Below are 14776 nucleotides of genomic sequence, written 5' to 3' on the forward strand. Positions count from 1 at the left end.
TGCGTCTTTTTGATTATTTCTCTAACATTTCAAGAGGTACATCTTTTTCGCCTGCTACCTCAAATTTAATTTCCCCGTCTTCTTCATAAATACGTGAAATAATCGGTATAGTAATCATTAATTTTTTATGCTGTTTTCGTTTTCTAGCAGCATCTAAGCTAATCACGTTCATTGTAAGCATCCTTTCTTCTAGAAATATATAAACAAAAGAAAATGCGTCCGGAAAGGGCGCTTAATTGAATTTGAAATACCGATTCATTTAATTGGGGTTTATATGATTTAATAACTGCAATTGAATTAAAAATAGTATGAATGGAATAATTGCACGTAGAAATTAACTTTACCAAAAAACGAAACAATATGCTATAAAAAAATTTAAATCTTTGTCATATAACGAGAAAAAGGTTTTCATTTCGCATATAATGAAAGTAGACGGGCAGCAAGAGCTTTTTCATCATATTGCTTTGGAAAGGCGATGAAAAAATGGATACGTTAGATTCATTATTATTTCAACTTGAACAATATGGAGAAGAGCATGATCGAAATAAAAAAACACGGGAAGAAAAATTACGGAATATTTCTCGTGAAATGGGGCAATTTTTATCAATTTTAGTAAAAGGATGTAGAGCAAAAAACATTTTAGAAATTGGGACTTCTAATGGCTATTCTACATTGTGGTTAGCTAACGCGGTAGAAGAAACAAATGGAAATGTAACAACTGTAGAGCTTTCTTCGGAACGAGTTGGAGAGGCACTTGTCAATTTTGAAAAGGTAAACCTTTTGCAAAGGATTGATATTCATAATCAAGAAGCAGGGGCATTTTTAGATTCACAGCTAAATCATTCATTTGATTTTATTTTCCTAGATTCAGAGCGTACGCAATACATGTGGTGGCTTGAGCATATAAAACGCATTTTACAACCAAAGGGTTTTCTTGTTGTTGATAATGCTACTTCTCATGCGAGTGAGTTAGCCGAGTTTATAAACATGATTGAAGAAGATGAAATGTTTGAAACGGTGTTATTGGCATTTCAAAATGGAGCATTCGTAGCGCGCAAGAAGAAATAGGAGTGAGTACAATTTAATTATCACATTGAAAAAGGGTGTATGTCAAAAGATTGCATACAGTAGGATAAGAAGAACATAATTTATATACGTAATATATGAAGAATCGGCCTTCAGCATGTTGTTCTCTAGGTCTTAAGTCTGAGGAAAATAATGTTGAGAACAGGTATACTTATAGTAAGAAACAGGGAATGACTGCATATGCAGGTATTTCTTGAAAAATCGGTTTCAAACAAGTGGAATTCGATGAATGAGATGAAATATAGTGCATATAAATTCGCACATATAAATAAAGGAGCGATTTTGTTGACTGAACTCGAGAAAAAAGAACCTGTATCGATTGTGAAAGATAATAATGTAGAAGTAGTGGTTGATACAGTTATAAAAGATGCAGAATTAGAAGAACTGAATAAAGAAGCTGATCTTTATGTACAAAAGTTAAATAGCGAACAAAATACAGATTTATCAAAAGTATTGTCTCAGCTAGGAGATTTAGGAGATAAAGAGCAACAAGCAGCAGGACAAACGTTGTCAGCACTAAAACGTCCTGTAACAGCGATGATGAATGGAAAGAACGAAGAAATTCCAAATACATTGTTAGAATTACGAAAAGTGGTATCAGAACTTGATCCAAATTCATTAAAAGCAAGTGGTATGAAGAAAATTATGTTTAAAGTATTCAAGAAAAATCCACTTGAAACATACGTGCATAAATATCAATCTATAGATAAGCAAATTGAGGAGATTATAAGATCCCTTCTAATTGGTCGTGACAACTTACAAGAAGATACAGTTGGTCTTGAAATGCTTAAAGAGCAATCGCACGATAAAATTCACGCTCTTGATAAGCAAGTATACTTAGGGAGAAAACTTGCTGGCATGCTGGAAGCTGAGAAACAAAATCCAGAACGTCAAAGAGATATTCCATTAATTAACGATGCATTAGAAAAGATTCTAGTGCGTACACGTAATATGCAGCAAGCAAAAAGTGTATTATTACAATCTATCGCATCTGTAGATATTATTAAGAAAAATAATGAAAAGTTAACAGAGGCAATTCGTAATGCCATTACGATGACACAAAACGTCGTAACAGTTTCAGCTGCTATCCAGTTAGCATTAACAAATCAGCGTAAAACAATTGATGCAGTGAATGCGACAAATGAAGCAATTGAATCTATGGTATTAAGTAACTCACAAGCATTAAAACAAAATACAGAAGAAACAACAAAACTTCTTGAAAATCCTGCAATTAGCATGGATAAATTACGCGAATCATTCCAAAATGTGTTTGCTGCGATTGAAGCTTCTGAGAAATCATCAGAACGCATTATCGAGTCAAGTAAGAAGTTTGTTATTGAACTAGATACATTTAATGATGAAATGAAACAAAAACTCATTCAGCGTCCAAGGAAATAACAGACTTTTAGAGGAGGTGAAAAAATGAGTTTCATTCAAACCGTATTAGTACTATTAGGTACATTGCTTTTAATCGCATTTACTGTCGTTGTTTTAGTTGTATATTTCGGACGTAAACTGTATTTTTCATGGACGAAACCATATAAAAGAGCACATGATTCTTTAGATAAGTTATCGAATAAATCATTACCGTTTCTACAAGAATTTACACAACATCCGCTCTTTTATCGCTGGATTCGTACAGAAGGAAAGAAAGAACAGTATACATTAAACACTCTTTTCTGTGCATCTGGTCAACGTACGAGAGAGCAAGTATTCTCAATGTTACCGAAAGAAAAACAGAAAAAAGTACATGTAATGGCAAAAACAACGAAAAAACTTACAAATGAAGATATTGATGTAGCGGCGATGAAAGTAAAAGATTTTTTAAGACAAGAAACGCAGCAAACAGTAAAACCGACAGACTTATCGTTTTATAAATTGTATTTTTATGATCGATATCCAGATGCATTAAATACAATTCAAGCGTATAAGCGCTCAATAAATCCTTCATTACAACGAACGGTTGATGATATTACAATTTCAGTATTAAATGCCTTGCCGTATTATCAGGAGCAGCGTATGTTTGAACAACAACATAAGCTTGAAACATTCTTAATGAAAGATTTAATTGCTATGCTATCGTTAGTCGTACAATTACCACCTTCACAACGACCAGAAAAAGAAGAAGAACTAAAAATCTACTTGCAAAATTTCCAAAAAGAAATGGAAGTAGTCGAGCGAGATATTCGTGATTCGATTGATCACGATTTGAATGTGAAGATGAGAGCAGCGACTGAGAAGTTTAAGAATAAATAATAAAAGCGCCTTAAAGCTATAGTTCGTAGCTTTTAAGGCGCTTTTTTATTAGATGTTATTTTGCTGTAACGGTTGTATGACTAGATGCAATACTTTCATTATGCAATCGATCAACTGCAGTTACTACATACGTATACGTCTCTCCAGAAATAGTTGTTTTATCTATATAAATTTCTCCAAGCTTTGTTTTTCTTACAGTAGTAAGTAAATGTTTTGGATTTTCTATATCCACTTCATTTTTGCCATTTACACGGTAAATGGCGTAATAAGCAGAGTCATTCTCTCTATCATCAATGATACCCACAGCAATACCTTCATCTCTTGGAATGGCCCCTTTTAAAGTTGGTTGTTTTGGTGGCTCATGATCAAGCCAAGGCATAGGCGGAATAAGTGCAGGATGTTTATATATGTCTTTTGCGAGTCTATCTTTAACCCCTAGTGGATTGTTATTAATATCTTTTAAGCTAAAATGCATACTACCTTTTATTTCAGGATATAACCGGTTTAATGCAATTTGTCTTGGATATTCTTCAGGATCAAACCAAGCGGGGACGGAGTTGTTATTAATTTTATAAGCCGCCTGACCGATGTATAGGTGAATCGGTTTATTATTTGTTTCTTTTACCCACCAATCTACTAATATGTCATATGCAGCTGGTGTGAAACCAATATTCCAGTAAATTTGAGGTGTAATGTAATCAATGTATCCTTTTTGTATCCACTCACGTGTATCAGCGTAAAGGTCATCATAGTTTCTTTGACCTGCGGTAGTGTTAGAGCCAGTTGGATCGTCAGCTATATTTCGCCATACGCCAAACGGACTTATACCAAACTTTACGTATGATTTTTCTTGTTTTATAGCAGTATTTAAATCTTTGACAAGTTCATTTACATTGTCACGTCGCCAATCTTCTATATTTGTAAATCTACCGTTATTATAGGTTTCGTACGTTTTTTGATCGGGGAATTCTTCACCTGCTACTTTATATGGATAAAAATAATCATCCATATGTATCGCATCAACATCATAATTTTGCACGATTTCTAAAGCACCTTCAGTTATAAACTTTTTCACTTCTGGAATACCAGGATTGTAATATAATTTCCCACCATAAGGTACAATCCAATCCGGATGTTGCCTTGCAGGATGATTATTTGATAATCGATTTATATCAGTGTGATTCATCGTTATTCGGTACGGATTAATCCATGCGTGGAATTCTATATTTCTTTTATGAGCTTCTTCAATCATAAATGCGAGCGGGTCGTATCCAGGATCTTTTCCTTGTGTACCTGTAATGTATTCAGACCAAGGACCGTAATGGGAAGGGTAAAAAGCATCAGCAGTTGGTTTTATTTGTACAACGACTGCATTCATACCGGCGTTTTTTACATCTTCTAATAATCTAATAAATTCTTGTTTTTGATTTTCGATGGGTAAGCCAGTTTTTGAGGGCCAATCAATATTAAGAACAGATGCAATCCATACAGCACGTAATTCATGTTTTTTGTACGTAGTTACTTCAGCGTAAGTAGAGTGAGGAAAAATGAAAGAGAAAGGAATAAAAAAGATGGCGATACAACATATCATTAATAAACGTTTAACAATCATTTATACGCCTCCCTATTATATCGTTAACTAATATGATATCCGAGGTAAGGTTGTTCTTACAATTGAGAAAAATACATATTGAAACATTAATTTAATAGGAAAAATATTTTTAGTGAAATTTACTTTCATCATAACTAAATTCTTTCACTTCTTCATATGCTTGTTAGTAAAGTGAAACTTCCTTTCATTCGAAGGGGCTAATTTATAAGTATAGGAGGATTAATAAATGAAGGTTTTATTCGTTTGTTCTGGAGGAATGTCCAGTGCAATTGTTGTAAACGCTTTAAAAAAAGAAGCGGAGAAAAAAGGGGTAAACATGGAAGTGCATGCGATTGGAACAAATGAAGTGGAAGAAGAAGTGAAGAATGGCTGGGATGTTGTAATGGTTGCACCTCAAATAAGACATCGATTCGATTCAGTTAAAAAATTTGCAGAAGAGGAATCTATTCCGTGTGGTATCATTCCGCCGCAAGCATATACACCGCTTGGCGGACCGACTTTATTAAAAACTGTAAATGAATTAATTAGTTAGGGGGAAGCGTTATGAATAAGTTTGTCACGTTTCTTGATAAAAACTTATCTGGACCGATGGCAAGGCTTTCTGAACAGAGGCATTTACAAGCAATCCGTGATGGAGTTATTTCAGCGTTACCATTTATTATAGTAGGAAGTTTCTTTTTAATCGTAGCATTTCCACCATTACCGAAAGATAGTTTCATATCCGTTTGGGCATTAAAAAATCAAACAAGTATATTAATACCATATCGTTTAACGATGTTTATTATGTCTTTATATATAGCATTTGGAATAGGATATAATTTAGCGAAAAGTTATAAGCTAGATGCTTTATCAGGGGCACAGCTTGCAGTATGTTCCTTGCTATTAACATTAACGCCTGAATTAATTGATAAAAAAGGGTTTATGCTTCCGATGACAAATCTCGGAGGTCATGGATTATTCGTCACGATGATTGTTTCTATTTTATCCGTAGAGATTTTAAGGTTTTGTAAGACGAAAAATGTAATGATTAAAATGCCAGAACAAGTACCGCCATCTGTGTCGCGTTCATTTGAAGCACTTATACCTGCTGCATTCGTTATTATTATAATGAGTCTAGTAACTGTCGTTTTTAGCATTGATTTACACCATGTTGTTGATAAATTAGCAGCACCATTAGTAAAAGCTGGGGATAGTTACTTCGGTGTAATCATTCCAGTGTTTTTAATTACGTTTTTTTGGTCATTCGGAATCCATGGTGTGTCGGTTGTTGGAACTGTTGCTCGGCCATTATGGGAAGTATACCTAGGCAAAAATGGCGAAGCAGTTGCTAGTGGAGCAGATCAGTTGCCCTTCATTTCACCAGAGCCGTTATATCAATGGTTTATATGGATTGGCGGTTCTGGTGCGACATTAGGGCTTGTATTAGCTATGATTGTATTTGGTCGATCAAAATATTCGAAAGCATTATCAAGAACTTGTATTGTTCCGGGTATTTTTAATATTAATGAACCAGTCATATTCGGATTACCGATTGTACTAAATCCAATTTTAATTATCCCGTTTATCATTACCCCGCTTGTAACAGCAACTGTTGCATATTCAGCAACTGCAATGGGATTTGTAACACCAACGCACATTATGCCGCCATGGACACTACCAGCTCCAATTGGTGCATATTTAGCTACGGGAGGAGATTGGCGTGCAGTTGTATTAGTTTTAATAAATATAGCAATATCATTTCTTATTTATCTACCATTCTTTAAAATGTACGACAAAAATATGCTTGAAATTGAAAAGAGTGGAGAAGGAGAATCTGTTAATCCGTGATTTTTAAACTGTCTTTATGAGTGATAGGTATTTTGCCTATCACTTCTTTCACATGAAGTCCGGAGAGGATGAAATGGAATGGATATAAAATTTAGTTATAAAGGTGTATTTTTATTACTATTTGGAGTGATATGTGCGAATTTACTATTTGTACCTTTATTAAGAATGTTAAATCTATCACAAATGCATAGTATATGGCTCGTTACAAGCATTTCGGCAAGTGTTTTGCTTACAGTAGTTGTTTCTTTCGTTGATGGGTCGTTTGCATCAAAAAATCAGTTGTTTTTTAGATTTATATTATTTTCGATCGGTTGTACGTTTGTAACTTACATGATTGTTTTTTAGTAAAGGGGAGGTCATGCATGCTATGTATATTGCAGGGTTAATGTCCGGTACTTCGTTAGACGGAATAGATGTAGCACTTGTTCATATAGAAGGAAGCGGTGTAGGTTCTAAAGTTGAACTAATACATTTTACTACTGTGCCATTTTGTAATGATATGAAAAATGAGATCCAGCAGGCATTATCAATAGAAAATTCAAATGTACAACTTATATGCAGTTTAAATTTCAAACTCGGTTTATGCTTCGCAGGTGCTGTAAAGGAAGTTTGTAAAGAGGCCAATTTTCCTTTGGGACAATTAGATGTAATTGGTTCTCACGGACAAACGATTTATCATCAGCCAAAGCAAGATGGTACTATGATTCCTTCCACATTACAAATTGGAGAACCAGCAGTAATTGCGTATGAAACGAAAACGACAGTTATTTCTAATTTTCGAACGATGGATATGGCAGCAGGGGGACAAGGTGCACCACTTGTACCATATTCAGAGATTATTTTGTATCGTCACCAAACTAAAAATAGACTACTACAAAATATTGGCGGGATCAGTAATGTTACCGTAATACCAAGTCAACTAAGTGATAAGAGTGTTATAGCTTTTGATACAGGGCCAGGGAATATGATAATGGATGAAGTATGTCAAAGGTTATTTCAGTTGCCATATGATCAAAATGGTAAGGTTGCAAAACAAGGAGTAGTTGTGGAAGAAATTTTGACATATTGTATGAGTCATCCATTTTTGAAAATGAATCCACCGAAATCAACTGGTAGAGAACAGTTTGGAGAAGAATTTGTAAGTGAATTATTGAAGCGGTTTGAAAAGCATAGTAAAGAAAATATATTGACGACTGTCACGATGTTTACTGCAAGTTCAATTGTTTATCATTATAAGGAGTTTATTTTGCCGTATTATGAAATTGATGAGGTAATTCTAGGTGGTGGCGGAAGTTATAATGATACACTTGTAGAAATGATACGGCATGGATTGAAAGAAGAAAAATGTACATTATTCCTTCAGGAGGATATAGGCTATTCTTCAGAAGCGAAAGAAGCAATCGCATTTGCTATTTTTGCAAATGAAACATATCATCGTAATCCGAGTAATGTGCCGAGCGCAACAGGTGCAACGCAATCTGTAGTTTTAGGGAATATAACATTCCCTCCAATAAGATGATGAAAATGAGGCGAACATATGAAGTACATGATTGGTATAGACGGCGGGGGAACGAAGACAGAAGCAATTGCATTTGATAAAGACGGAAACGAAATTGTAAGAGCTACAAGTGGTTTTGGAAATATATTAATAGATTTTGAAGAAGCTCTTGTGCATATTATGGAAGTGATTGATCAATGCCAGAAAGGGTTTTTAAATGGGCATTGCGTTTGTATTTGTTTAGGGTTAGCCGGTGTAAGTGGAATAAATACGGATGAATTAACAGTACGTTTAAAAAAGAAGTACGGAACACAAATTGAAGTTTTAAATGACGCAATGATTGCACATGCAGCTGCTTTAAAAGGGAAGGATGGAATTTTAACGATTGGCGGTACAGGTGCAATTTGTATTGGAAAGAAAGGAGAAGTGTACGAGTATAGTGGTGGATGGGGACATATTTTAGGAGATGAAGGAAGCGGATATTGGATTGCGTTACAAGGTTTAAAGAGAATGGCCAATCAATTTGATCAAGGAGTTACACTTTGTCCATTAAGCTTGAGGATTCAAGACGAGTTTCAATTATTAACATCGTTTCATATAAAACAACTAGTATATAGTTTTTCAAAAGATAAAGTTGCAGCAATTGCACCGCTAATTATTGAGGAAGCGAGAAATGGGAATGATGATGCACATAAAATTATTCTACAAGCGGCTAAGGAATTAACAAGAATGACGGTGAATATTTACAATAAGATGCAGTTTAATTTATCCGCTTCAATTGCAGTAAGTGGCAGCATATTGCGTTTCGTTCCTGAAATATATGCTGAGTTTAAGAAATGCTGTGATAAAAGTATAGGAGATGTTACATTTGTATCACCATCAGAACCAGCAGTGAAAGGAACCTATTATTTAATGAAGAATAAATATTTTAAAAAATAGCTGTATGAGAATTTTTGTATGATTTGTAAATATATGATGTTAAAATATATAAAGGGAAGTGGATAAAAAAGTACAATATACATAGTTCATGAATATTGTATAAGTACTTCCATGTAGAAAGTGAATGATTATATGATTAATAGTATGCAGTTTTTTTATTTGGTCGCTTCTTATTTATTTGGAAATATATTGACCGCTTATATAGTAACGAAATGGAGACATAACGTTGATATTCGGGATGAAGGAAGCGGTAATCCTGGCGCAAGAAATATGGGGCGCGTATACGGAAAAGGGTATTTCATCGCTACATTTTTAGGTGATGCAATCAAAGGGGCAATCGTAGTTTCTATTGCAAAATACCTTTTTGGAGATTCTACATTTGTAATGGTAGCTTTAATGGCTGTTTTACTTGGACATATTTATCCAATTGTATTTAAAGGCAAGGGCGGAAAAGGCATATCAACATTTATCGGAGGATTAATCGCATTTAATTATTTGATAGCGCTTACTCTTGTGGCTGTTTTCATTATATTTTATTTAATCTTTAAAGGATTTACTAAGCCAGGGTTAATTACAATCGCTTGTTTACCAGTTTGCATGATTTTATATCCTTACTCAATTGTTACGACTATTTTAAGTGCTCTTATCATTGTACTTATTTTATATGTAAATCGAGAATGAAACGAACTTTTAATAAGTGGAGTAAATCTCCACTTATAATTTTTATTAAATACAAAAAGGAGAGAAGGCATGGGGTTAATATATAAAGTTGCCGATCAAGATTGGGAATTTGAACGTATACATAAATTGAATTATAAAACATTTGTAGAAGAAATTCCGCAACACGAAGAAACGAAAGAGCGTGTTCGTATTGATCGTTTTCATGATGAAAATACATATTTAATTTGTTTAGATGACGAAAAATTAGTAGGTATGGTTGCATTGCGAGGAAAACGACCATTCTCATTAGATAATAAAATTTCAAATCTAGATTTTTATATGCAAGAACTTGGAGAAAATGTATATGAAATTCGTTTGCTTTCAGTAGAACATGAATACCGAAATGGAAGAGCATTATTAGGTTTAATTCGCTTTTTACATCGTTATTTACTTCTAAATGGATATGAATTAGCACTCATTTCTGCTACAACACGTGAACTACCTTTATACGAACAAATGGGATTCAAATCTTTCCATACGTTAGTTGGAACAGAAGAAGCAGCCTTCCAGCCAATGTATGTTACACCTGCTATGTTTGAAGAGTCGAGTGTTGGTGGGATTATGACGAAGGAATACACATTTTTACCAGGTCCAGTAGATATTGAAGAAAATGTTCGAAAGGCATTTTCTACTAAGCCTATTTCGCATCGTTCTAAGTCATTTCAAGTGACAATGGAAAATGTGAAAAAACGTTTACTGCAAATGACAAAAGCAAAACGTGTGCAAATATTGTTAGGAACAGGGACGTTAGCGAATGATACGATTGCTTTACAGTTACGTTCTTTAAAAGGAAAAGGACTAGTATTAACAAATGGGGAATTCGGTAATAGATTAGTTGGACACGCAGCACGCGCGCAATTACATTTTGATACGTATAAAAAAGAAATGGGAGAACCGTTTATTTATACCGAGCTAGAAAACATAATGGAAACTGGAAATTATGAATGGCTTTGGTTTGTTCACCATGAAACATCAACTGGAATGTTAAATGATTTAGACGAACTAAATGTTTTATGTGAAAAGTATAAAGTGAAACTATGTGTAGATTGCATTAGCTCAATTGGAGCAATACCGATAGATTTGAAAGATGTATATTTTGCAAGCGGTGTTAGTGGAAAGGCAATTAAATCGTTTACTGGATTATCTTTCGTTTTTTATAATCACAATGTGAAAGTAAATGAAGTATTACCGGCCTATATGGACATTGGCATGTACGAAGAAAATGACAGTATTCCATATTCTCATTCATGGAATTTAATGTATGCATTGCAAGAAGCCTTAAAAAGATTTGATGATGAAATGGCATTTGAAAAAATAAAAGAGACGTATGCATATATTGAACAAGCTATAACTACTGTGGGTTTAAAACTTGTTTCACCTAAAGAACATGCTGCGCCAATCATACTTACCATTCAATTAAAAGAAGATCAGTTTTCTAAAGATGTAGGCGATGCGTTAGCATTACAAGGATATATCGTCCATTATGAATCAGCGTATTTACAAAAGAATAACTGGATTCAAATTGCATGCCTGAATCATTACAAAGAACGTGATATGAAGAGGATGTTGAATTGTTTGCATATGTGTACTTTAAAGAATAGCGTACATATATGAGAAATGGTTTTTTAACGTAGTTGGTTGCGTATAAAGGAGTTATTACTTACGAAAACTTAGGAATGAGGCAAATAGTAGATTATAAATCATTAGAAGAGGTGTTAGGATGATAACTAAAAAACTACCATTACATATAGCACACATTAAAAAAGCTCAAAACATTTTAGACAGAAATGCTCGTAAAACGCCACTAGTAAAATCATTTTATTTGACTAGTAAAACAGGCGGAGAAATTCACTTGAAATTAGAAAATATGCAATTAACGGGTTCTTTTAAATTCCGTGGTGCATTTAATAAAATGTCACAGCTGACAAATCAGGAAAAAGAGAGAGGAGTAATTGCTTGTTCCGCTGGTAATCATGCGCAAGGAGTCGCTTTATCTGCTCATTTACTTGGTATTAAGAGTAAAATTGTGATGCCGATTTCTGCCCCACAGGCGAAAGTTGAAGCAACTAGAGGATACGGATCAGAAGTGATTTTATATGGTGAAACTTTTGATGATGCGAAGGCAAAATGTGAAGAGATTATTAGTGAAACAGGCGAAACATACTTACACCCATATGATGATGTAGAGGTAATGGCTGGTCAAGGTACAATTGGTTTGGACATTCTTGATGATATGTGGGATGTTGATACTGTCATTGTACCAATTGGCGGAGGTGGAATTATTTCTGGAATTGCTGTTGCATTAAAATCTTTTAATCCATCCATTAATATTATTGGTGTCCAAGCAGACAATGTTCATGGGATGAAGGCATCTTATGACAAAGGTACGATTGTAGAACATTATGAGGCACCTACTATAGCGGATGGTTGCGCAGTTAAAATACCAGGCGATTTAACTTTTGAAGTAGTAAAAGAATTAGTAGATGATATTGTAACTGTATCAGAAGGTGAATTAGAAGTAGCGATGAAAGACTTATTACAACGCGGTAAAGCTGTTGTAGAAGGGGCTGGCGCATTAGCTACTGCTGCTCTACTTGCAGGGAAAGTGCATCCATATATTAAAGGGAAAAAGGTAGTCGCAGTTATATCTGGTGGAAACGTAGATTTGCAGCGCATTTCCAGTGTTTGTGAGCAATTTTTTGTAGCCAATGAAGTGAAATAGTATTTGAAAAACATGAATTTTATGGAAGAAGAGCTAAGACAACTGATCTTAGCTCTTACTTTTTGTCTACTGTTTAGTGAATTAGTATATGTAATCGTCAATTTTCAAAGATAACTCAAATAATTATATTAATATTGTCGAAACGGAAACAGAAATTTAATATAATGGTTTTAGCGTATGAATGAGCTGTTAGGAGGATAGAACATGAACAAGGAAGAACAGGTCATGAACGGTTTCAGGGAATTATATAATAAGATGGTTTGGCTTAATAAGGATAAAATGGAAGAAGGTCTTAAAGGTTTTAAGTCTTCTGAAGTACATTGTATTGAATACATTGAAAACAATGCCGATTCTAACGTGACACAACTTGCAGAGGCTTTTTATGTGACTCGTGGTGCAATAAGTAGAATGACTAAGAAGCTCATAAACAAAGGCCTTATCGAAAGTTACCAGAAATCAGAGAATAAAAAAGAAATCTATTTTAAGCTTACTGAACAAGGGAAAGAAATATATAAAATTCACGAAGAGTTGCACAATGAGTTTCAACAGCGGGATAAAGCTGTATTTGAGCAAGTAACCGAGGCAGAATTTGACAGTATTATTAAATTCGTGGAAAAGTATAGTAGGCATTTGGATGCAGAAATAAAGAAACAAGGTATACATATTAAGTCGTAAATTTGCCTGTTAATGCGAGATATATTTAAATAATAAAAAGGTAGCCTATTCACGGTAAGGCTACCTTTTTATTATTATATTTTTGTTGACTAATCAACAAAGTGGAGTTATTATTTTGTTGACAAAGCAACAAAATATTTTAAGGGGAGAAATTAAATGTCTATATTTAGATCACAAAATGAAAGTGAAACTGAAAAAAACATAGATAAACATGCTTTAATATTTGGCCTTATTTCTGTATTTCTTTGTGGTATAGGTTTCAGTATCATCATGCCAGTAGTGCCATTCTTAGTGCAGCCTTATATAAGTAGTCAGGAAGAACAGGCTCTAGTTGTTACGCTACTGACCTCTGTTTATGCGGTCTGCGTGTTTTTCGCTGCTCCTGCACTCGGAGCTTTGAGCGATAAATATGGCCGTCGTCCATTACTTTTAATATGCCTTTTCGGTTCTGCAATTGGGTACTTAGTTTTTGGGATAGGAGGGGCTTTATGGGTACTATTTGCTGGACGTATAATAGAAGGAATAACAGGCGGGAGCATCAGTACAATTTTTGCATATTTTGCAGATATCATTCCCTCAGAACAGAGAACGAAGTATTTTGGGTGGGTGAGTGCAGTGGTAGGTGCAGGAACCATTATCGGACCAACTTTTGGGGGATTACTTGCAAATTTTGGTCATTCTGTACCTTTGTATTTTGGAGCGCTTATAACTTTATTAAATGTTTTATATGGGATGAAATACATGCCTGAGAGTCTTGACAAAAATAATAGGTTAAAAGAAATTACTTTTGTAAGGTTAAATCCTTTTACACAGCTGGCAAACATACTTTCCATGAAAAACTTAAAATGGTTACTTGTCTCAGCGTTTTTACTGTGGATACCTAACGGATCTTTACAAGCAATTTTCACACAATTTACGATGGATACTTTTAGCTGGAAACCTGCACTAATCGGGCTTATGTTTTCAATTATGGGCTTTCAAGATATCATTTCACAAGCTTTTATAATGCCAAAGCTTTTGATCAAGCTTAGTGATAAACAAATAGCAATACTTGGGATGGTTTCGGAGGTTATTGGCTACAGTTTTATTGCAGCATCTGCTTTATTTTCCTTATATCCTCTTCTAATCGTTGGGATGTTACTGTTTGGTTTTGGTGACTCAATTTTCGGGCCTTCATTCAATGGGATGCTTTCAAAGTCTGTCGATTCTAGTGAACAAGGAAGGATTCAAGGCGGTAGCCAATCTATTCAAGCTTTGGCAAGAATGATTGGTCCAATGATTGGAGGGCAAATCTATGTATCACTTGGTCATGCCGCACCTGCTTTTATGGGGATGATTTTTATAGTAGTTGCAATAGCAGTTTTGTATAGGGGGACGCATGTAACTGCATAAAAACGAAGGATAGGGTGTCGGAACTTAAGAACAAGTGCTGGCACCCTAA

General features: G+C 34.5%; 15 protein-coding genes. 13 read left to right on the forward strand and 2 right to left on the reverse strand.

Going from position 1 to position 14776, the window contains the following annotated elements; translation table 11 throughout:
• Nucleotides 1-13 precede the first annotated feature (13 nt).
• On the reverse strand, nt 14-172 hold the full coding sequence (locus ACHZK0_RS11730) for a hypothetical protein (protein ID WP_001100983.1): 159 nt from the start codon (nt 170-172) through the stop codon (nt 14-16).
• A 311-nt stretch (nt 173-483) separates the two neighbouring features.
• Between ACHZK0_RS11730 and ACHZK0_RS11735 the strand changes: the two genes are divergently transcribed.
• From ACHZK0_RS11735 to ACHZK0_RS11745, 3 genes are all read left to right on the forward strand, one after another.
• On the forward strand, nt 484-1068 hold the full coding sequence (locus tag ACHZK0_RS11735; protein WP_262742957.1) for an O-methyltransferase: 585 nt from the start codon (nt 484-486) through the stop codon (nt 1066-1068).
• A gap of 303 nt (nt 1069-1371) precedes the next feature.
• Nucleotides 1372-2484: a toxic anion resistance protein gene (locus tag ACHZK0_RS11740; protein WP_000137398.1), complete on the forward strand. Its 1113-nt coding sequence runs from the start codon at nt 1372-1374 to the stop codon at nt 2482-2484.
• 24 nt (nt 2485-2508) lie between these two features.
• Nucleotides 2509-3342, forward strand: a complete 834-nt coding sequence (locus tag ACHZK0_RS11745) for a DUF3974 domain-containing protein (protein WP_262742958.1) — start codon at nt 2509-2511, stop codon at nt 3340-3342.
• 55 nt (nt 3343-3397) lie between these two features.
• On the opposite strand, the gene ACHZK0_RS11750 is transcribed toward ACHZK0_RS11745, so the two are convergent.
• Nucleotides 3398-4954 (reverse strand): glycoside hydrolase family 10 protein, encoded by a 1557-nt coding sequence (locus ACHZK0_RS11750; RefSeq protein ID WP_262742959.1) that lies wholly within the window; start codon nt 4952-4954, stop codon nt 3398-3400.
• A gap of 226 nt (nt 4955-5180) precedes the next feature.
• Between ACHZK0_RS11750 and ACHZK0_RS11755 the strand changes: the two genes are divergently transcribed.
• The 10 genes from ACHZK0_RS11755 (at nt 5181) to ACHZK0_RS11800 (ending at nt 14727) form a co-directional block, all read left to right on the forward strand.
• The gene (locus ACHZK0_RS11755) at nt 5181-5486 is read left to right on the forward strand and encodes a PTS sugar transporter subunit IIB (protein WP_262742960.1); all 306 of its coding nucleotides are present in this window, start codon (nt 5181-5183) and stop codon (nt 5484-5486) included.
• An 11-nt stretch (nt 5487-5497) separates the two neighbouring features.
• Nucleotides 5498-6781, forward strand: a complete 1284-nt coding sequence (locus tag ACHZK0_RS11760; protein ID WP_270606838.1) for a PTS sugar transporter subunit IIC — start codon at nt 5498-5500, stop codon at nt 6779-6781.
• 78 nt (nt 6782-6859) lie between these two features.
• On the forward strand, nt 6860-7126 hold the full coding sequence (locus tag ACHZK0_RS11765) for a hypothetical protein (RefSeq protein ID WP_262742962.1): 267 nt from the start codon (nt 6860-6862) through the stop codon (nt 7124-7126).
• A gap of 22 nt (nt 7127-7148) precedes the next feature.
• A complete protein-coding gene (gene anmK / locus ACHZK0_RS11770; protein ID WP_270606851.1) occupies nt 7149-8300 on the forward strand; it encodes an anhydro-N-acetylmuramic acid kinase AnmK in 1152 nt (383 codons plus the stop codon).
• An 18-nt stretch (nt 8301-8318) separates the two neighbouring features.
• Nucleotides 8319-9218, forward strand: coding sequence for a BadF/BadG/BcrA/BcrD ATPase family protein (locus ACHZK0_RS11775; RefSeq protein ID WP_262742963.1), 900 nt, complete (start codon nt 8319-8321; stop codon nt 9216-9218).
• Between the two features lie 132 nt (nt 9219-9350).
• A complete protein-coding gene (plsY, locus tag ACHZK0_RS11780) occupies nt 9351-9899 on the forward strand; it encodes a glycerol-3-phosphate 1-O-acyltransferase PlsY (RefSeq protein WP_262742964.1) in 549 nt (182 codons plus the stop codon).
• A 69-nt stretch (nt 9900-9968) separates the two neighbouring features.
• The gene (locus ACHZK0_RS11785) at nt 9969-11552 is read left to right on the forward strand and encodes an aminotransferase class V-fold PLP-dependent enzyme (protein WP_270606837.1); all 1584 of its coding nucleotides are present in this window, start codon (nt 9969-9971) and stop codon (nt 11550-11552) included.
• 106 nt (nt 11553-11658) lie between these two features.
• The gene (gene tdcB / locus ACHZK0_RS11790) at nt 11659-12660 is read left to right on the forward strand and encodes a bifunctional threonine ammonia-lyase/L-serine ammonia-lyase TdcB (RefSeq protein ID WP_270606836.1); all 1002 of its coding nucleotides are present in this window, start codon (nt 11659-11661) and stop codon (nt 12658-12660) included.
• Between the two features lie 204 nt (nt 12661-12864).
• Nucleotides 12865-13335, forward strand: coding sequence for a MarR family transcriptional regulator (locus ACHZK0_RS11795; protein WP_262742967.1), 471 nt, complete (start codon nt 12865-12867; stop codon nt 13333-13335).
• 156 nt (nt 13336-13491) lie between these two features.
• A complete protein-coding gene (locus ACHZK0_RS11800) occupies nt 13492-14727 on the forward strand; it encodes an MFS transporter (protein WP_395761584.1) in 1236 nt (411 codons plus the stop codon).
• Nucleotides 14728-14776: the final 49 nt, after the last annotated feature.

This window comes from Bacillus sp. 3G2, assembly GCF_044324725.1.
In the GTDB taxonomy this organism is placed as follows: Bacteria; Bacillota; Bacilli; order Bacillales; family Bacillaceae_G; genus Bacillus_A; species Bacillus_A mobilis.

What these genes read in the sequence shown, in the direction of transcription:
- ACHZK0_RS11765 (WP_262742962.1), top strand. Translation starts at nt 6,860, where the DNA reads ATGGATATAAAATTTAGTTATAAAGGTGTATTTTTATTACTATTTGGA.
- ACHZK0_RS11755 (WP_262742960.1), top strand. Translation starts at nt 5,181, where the DNA reads ATGAAGGTTTTATTCGTTTGTTCTGGAGGAATGTCCAGTGCAATTGTT.
- anmK (WP_270606851.1), top strand. Translation starts at nt 7,149, where the DNA reads ATGTATATTGCAGGGTTAATGTCCGGTACTTCGTTAGACGGAATAGAT.
- ACHZK0_RS11785 (WP_270606837.1), top strand. Translation starts at nt 9,969, where the DNA reads ATGGGGTTAATATATAAAGTTGCCGATCAAGATTGGGAATTTGAACGT.
- ACHZK0_RS11800 (WP_395761584.1), top strand. Translation starts at nt 13,492, where the DNA reads ATGTCTATATTTAGATCACAAAATGAAAGTGAAACTGAAAAAAACATA.
- tdcB (WP_270606836.1), top strand. Translation starts at nt 11,659, where the DNA reads ATGATAACTAAAAAACTACCATTACATATAGCACACATTAAAAAAGCT.
- ACHZK0_RS11730 (WP_001100983.1), bottom strand. Translation starts at nt 172, where the DNA reads ATGAACGTGATTAGCTTAGATGCTGCTAGAAAACGAAAACAGCATAAA.
- ACHZK0_RS11735 (WP_262742957.1), top strand. Translation starts at nt 484, where the DNA reads ATGGATACGTTAGATTCATTATTATTTCAACTTGAACAATATGGAGAA.
- ACHZK0_RS11775 (WP_262742963.1), top strand. Translation starts at nt 8,319, where the DNA reads ATGAAGTACATGATTGGTATAGACGGCGGGGGAACGAAGACAGAAGCA.
- ACHZK0_RS11795 (WP_262742967.1), top strand. Translation starts at nt 12,865, where the DNA reads ATGAACAAGGAAGAACAGGTCATGAACGGTTTCAGGGAATTATATAAT.
- ACHZK0_RS11745 (WP_262742958.1), top strand. Translation starts at nt 2,509, where the DNA reads ATGAGTTTCATTCAAACCGTATTAGTACTATTAGGTACATTGCTTTTA.
- plsY (WP_262742964.1), top strand. Translation starts at nt 9,351, where the DNA reads ATGATTAATAGTATGCAGTTTTTTTATTTGGTCGCTTCTTATTTATTT.
- ACHZK0_RS11750 (WP_262742959.1), bottom strand. Translation starts at nt 4,954, where the DNA reads ATGATTGTTAAACGTTTATTAATGATATGTTGTATCGCCATCTTTTTT.
- ACHZK0_RS11760 (WP_270606838.1), top strand. Translation starts at nt 5,498, where the DNA reads ATGAATAAGTTTGTCACGTTTCTTGATAAAAACTTATCTGGACCGATG.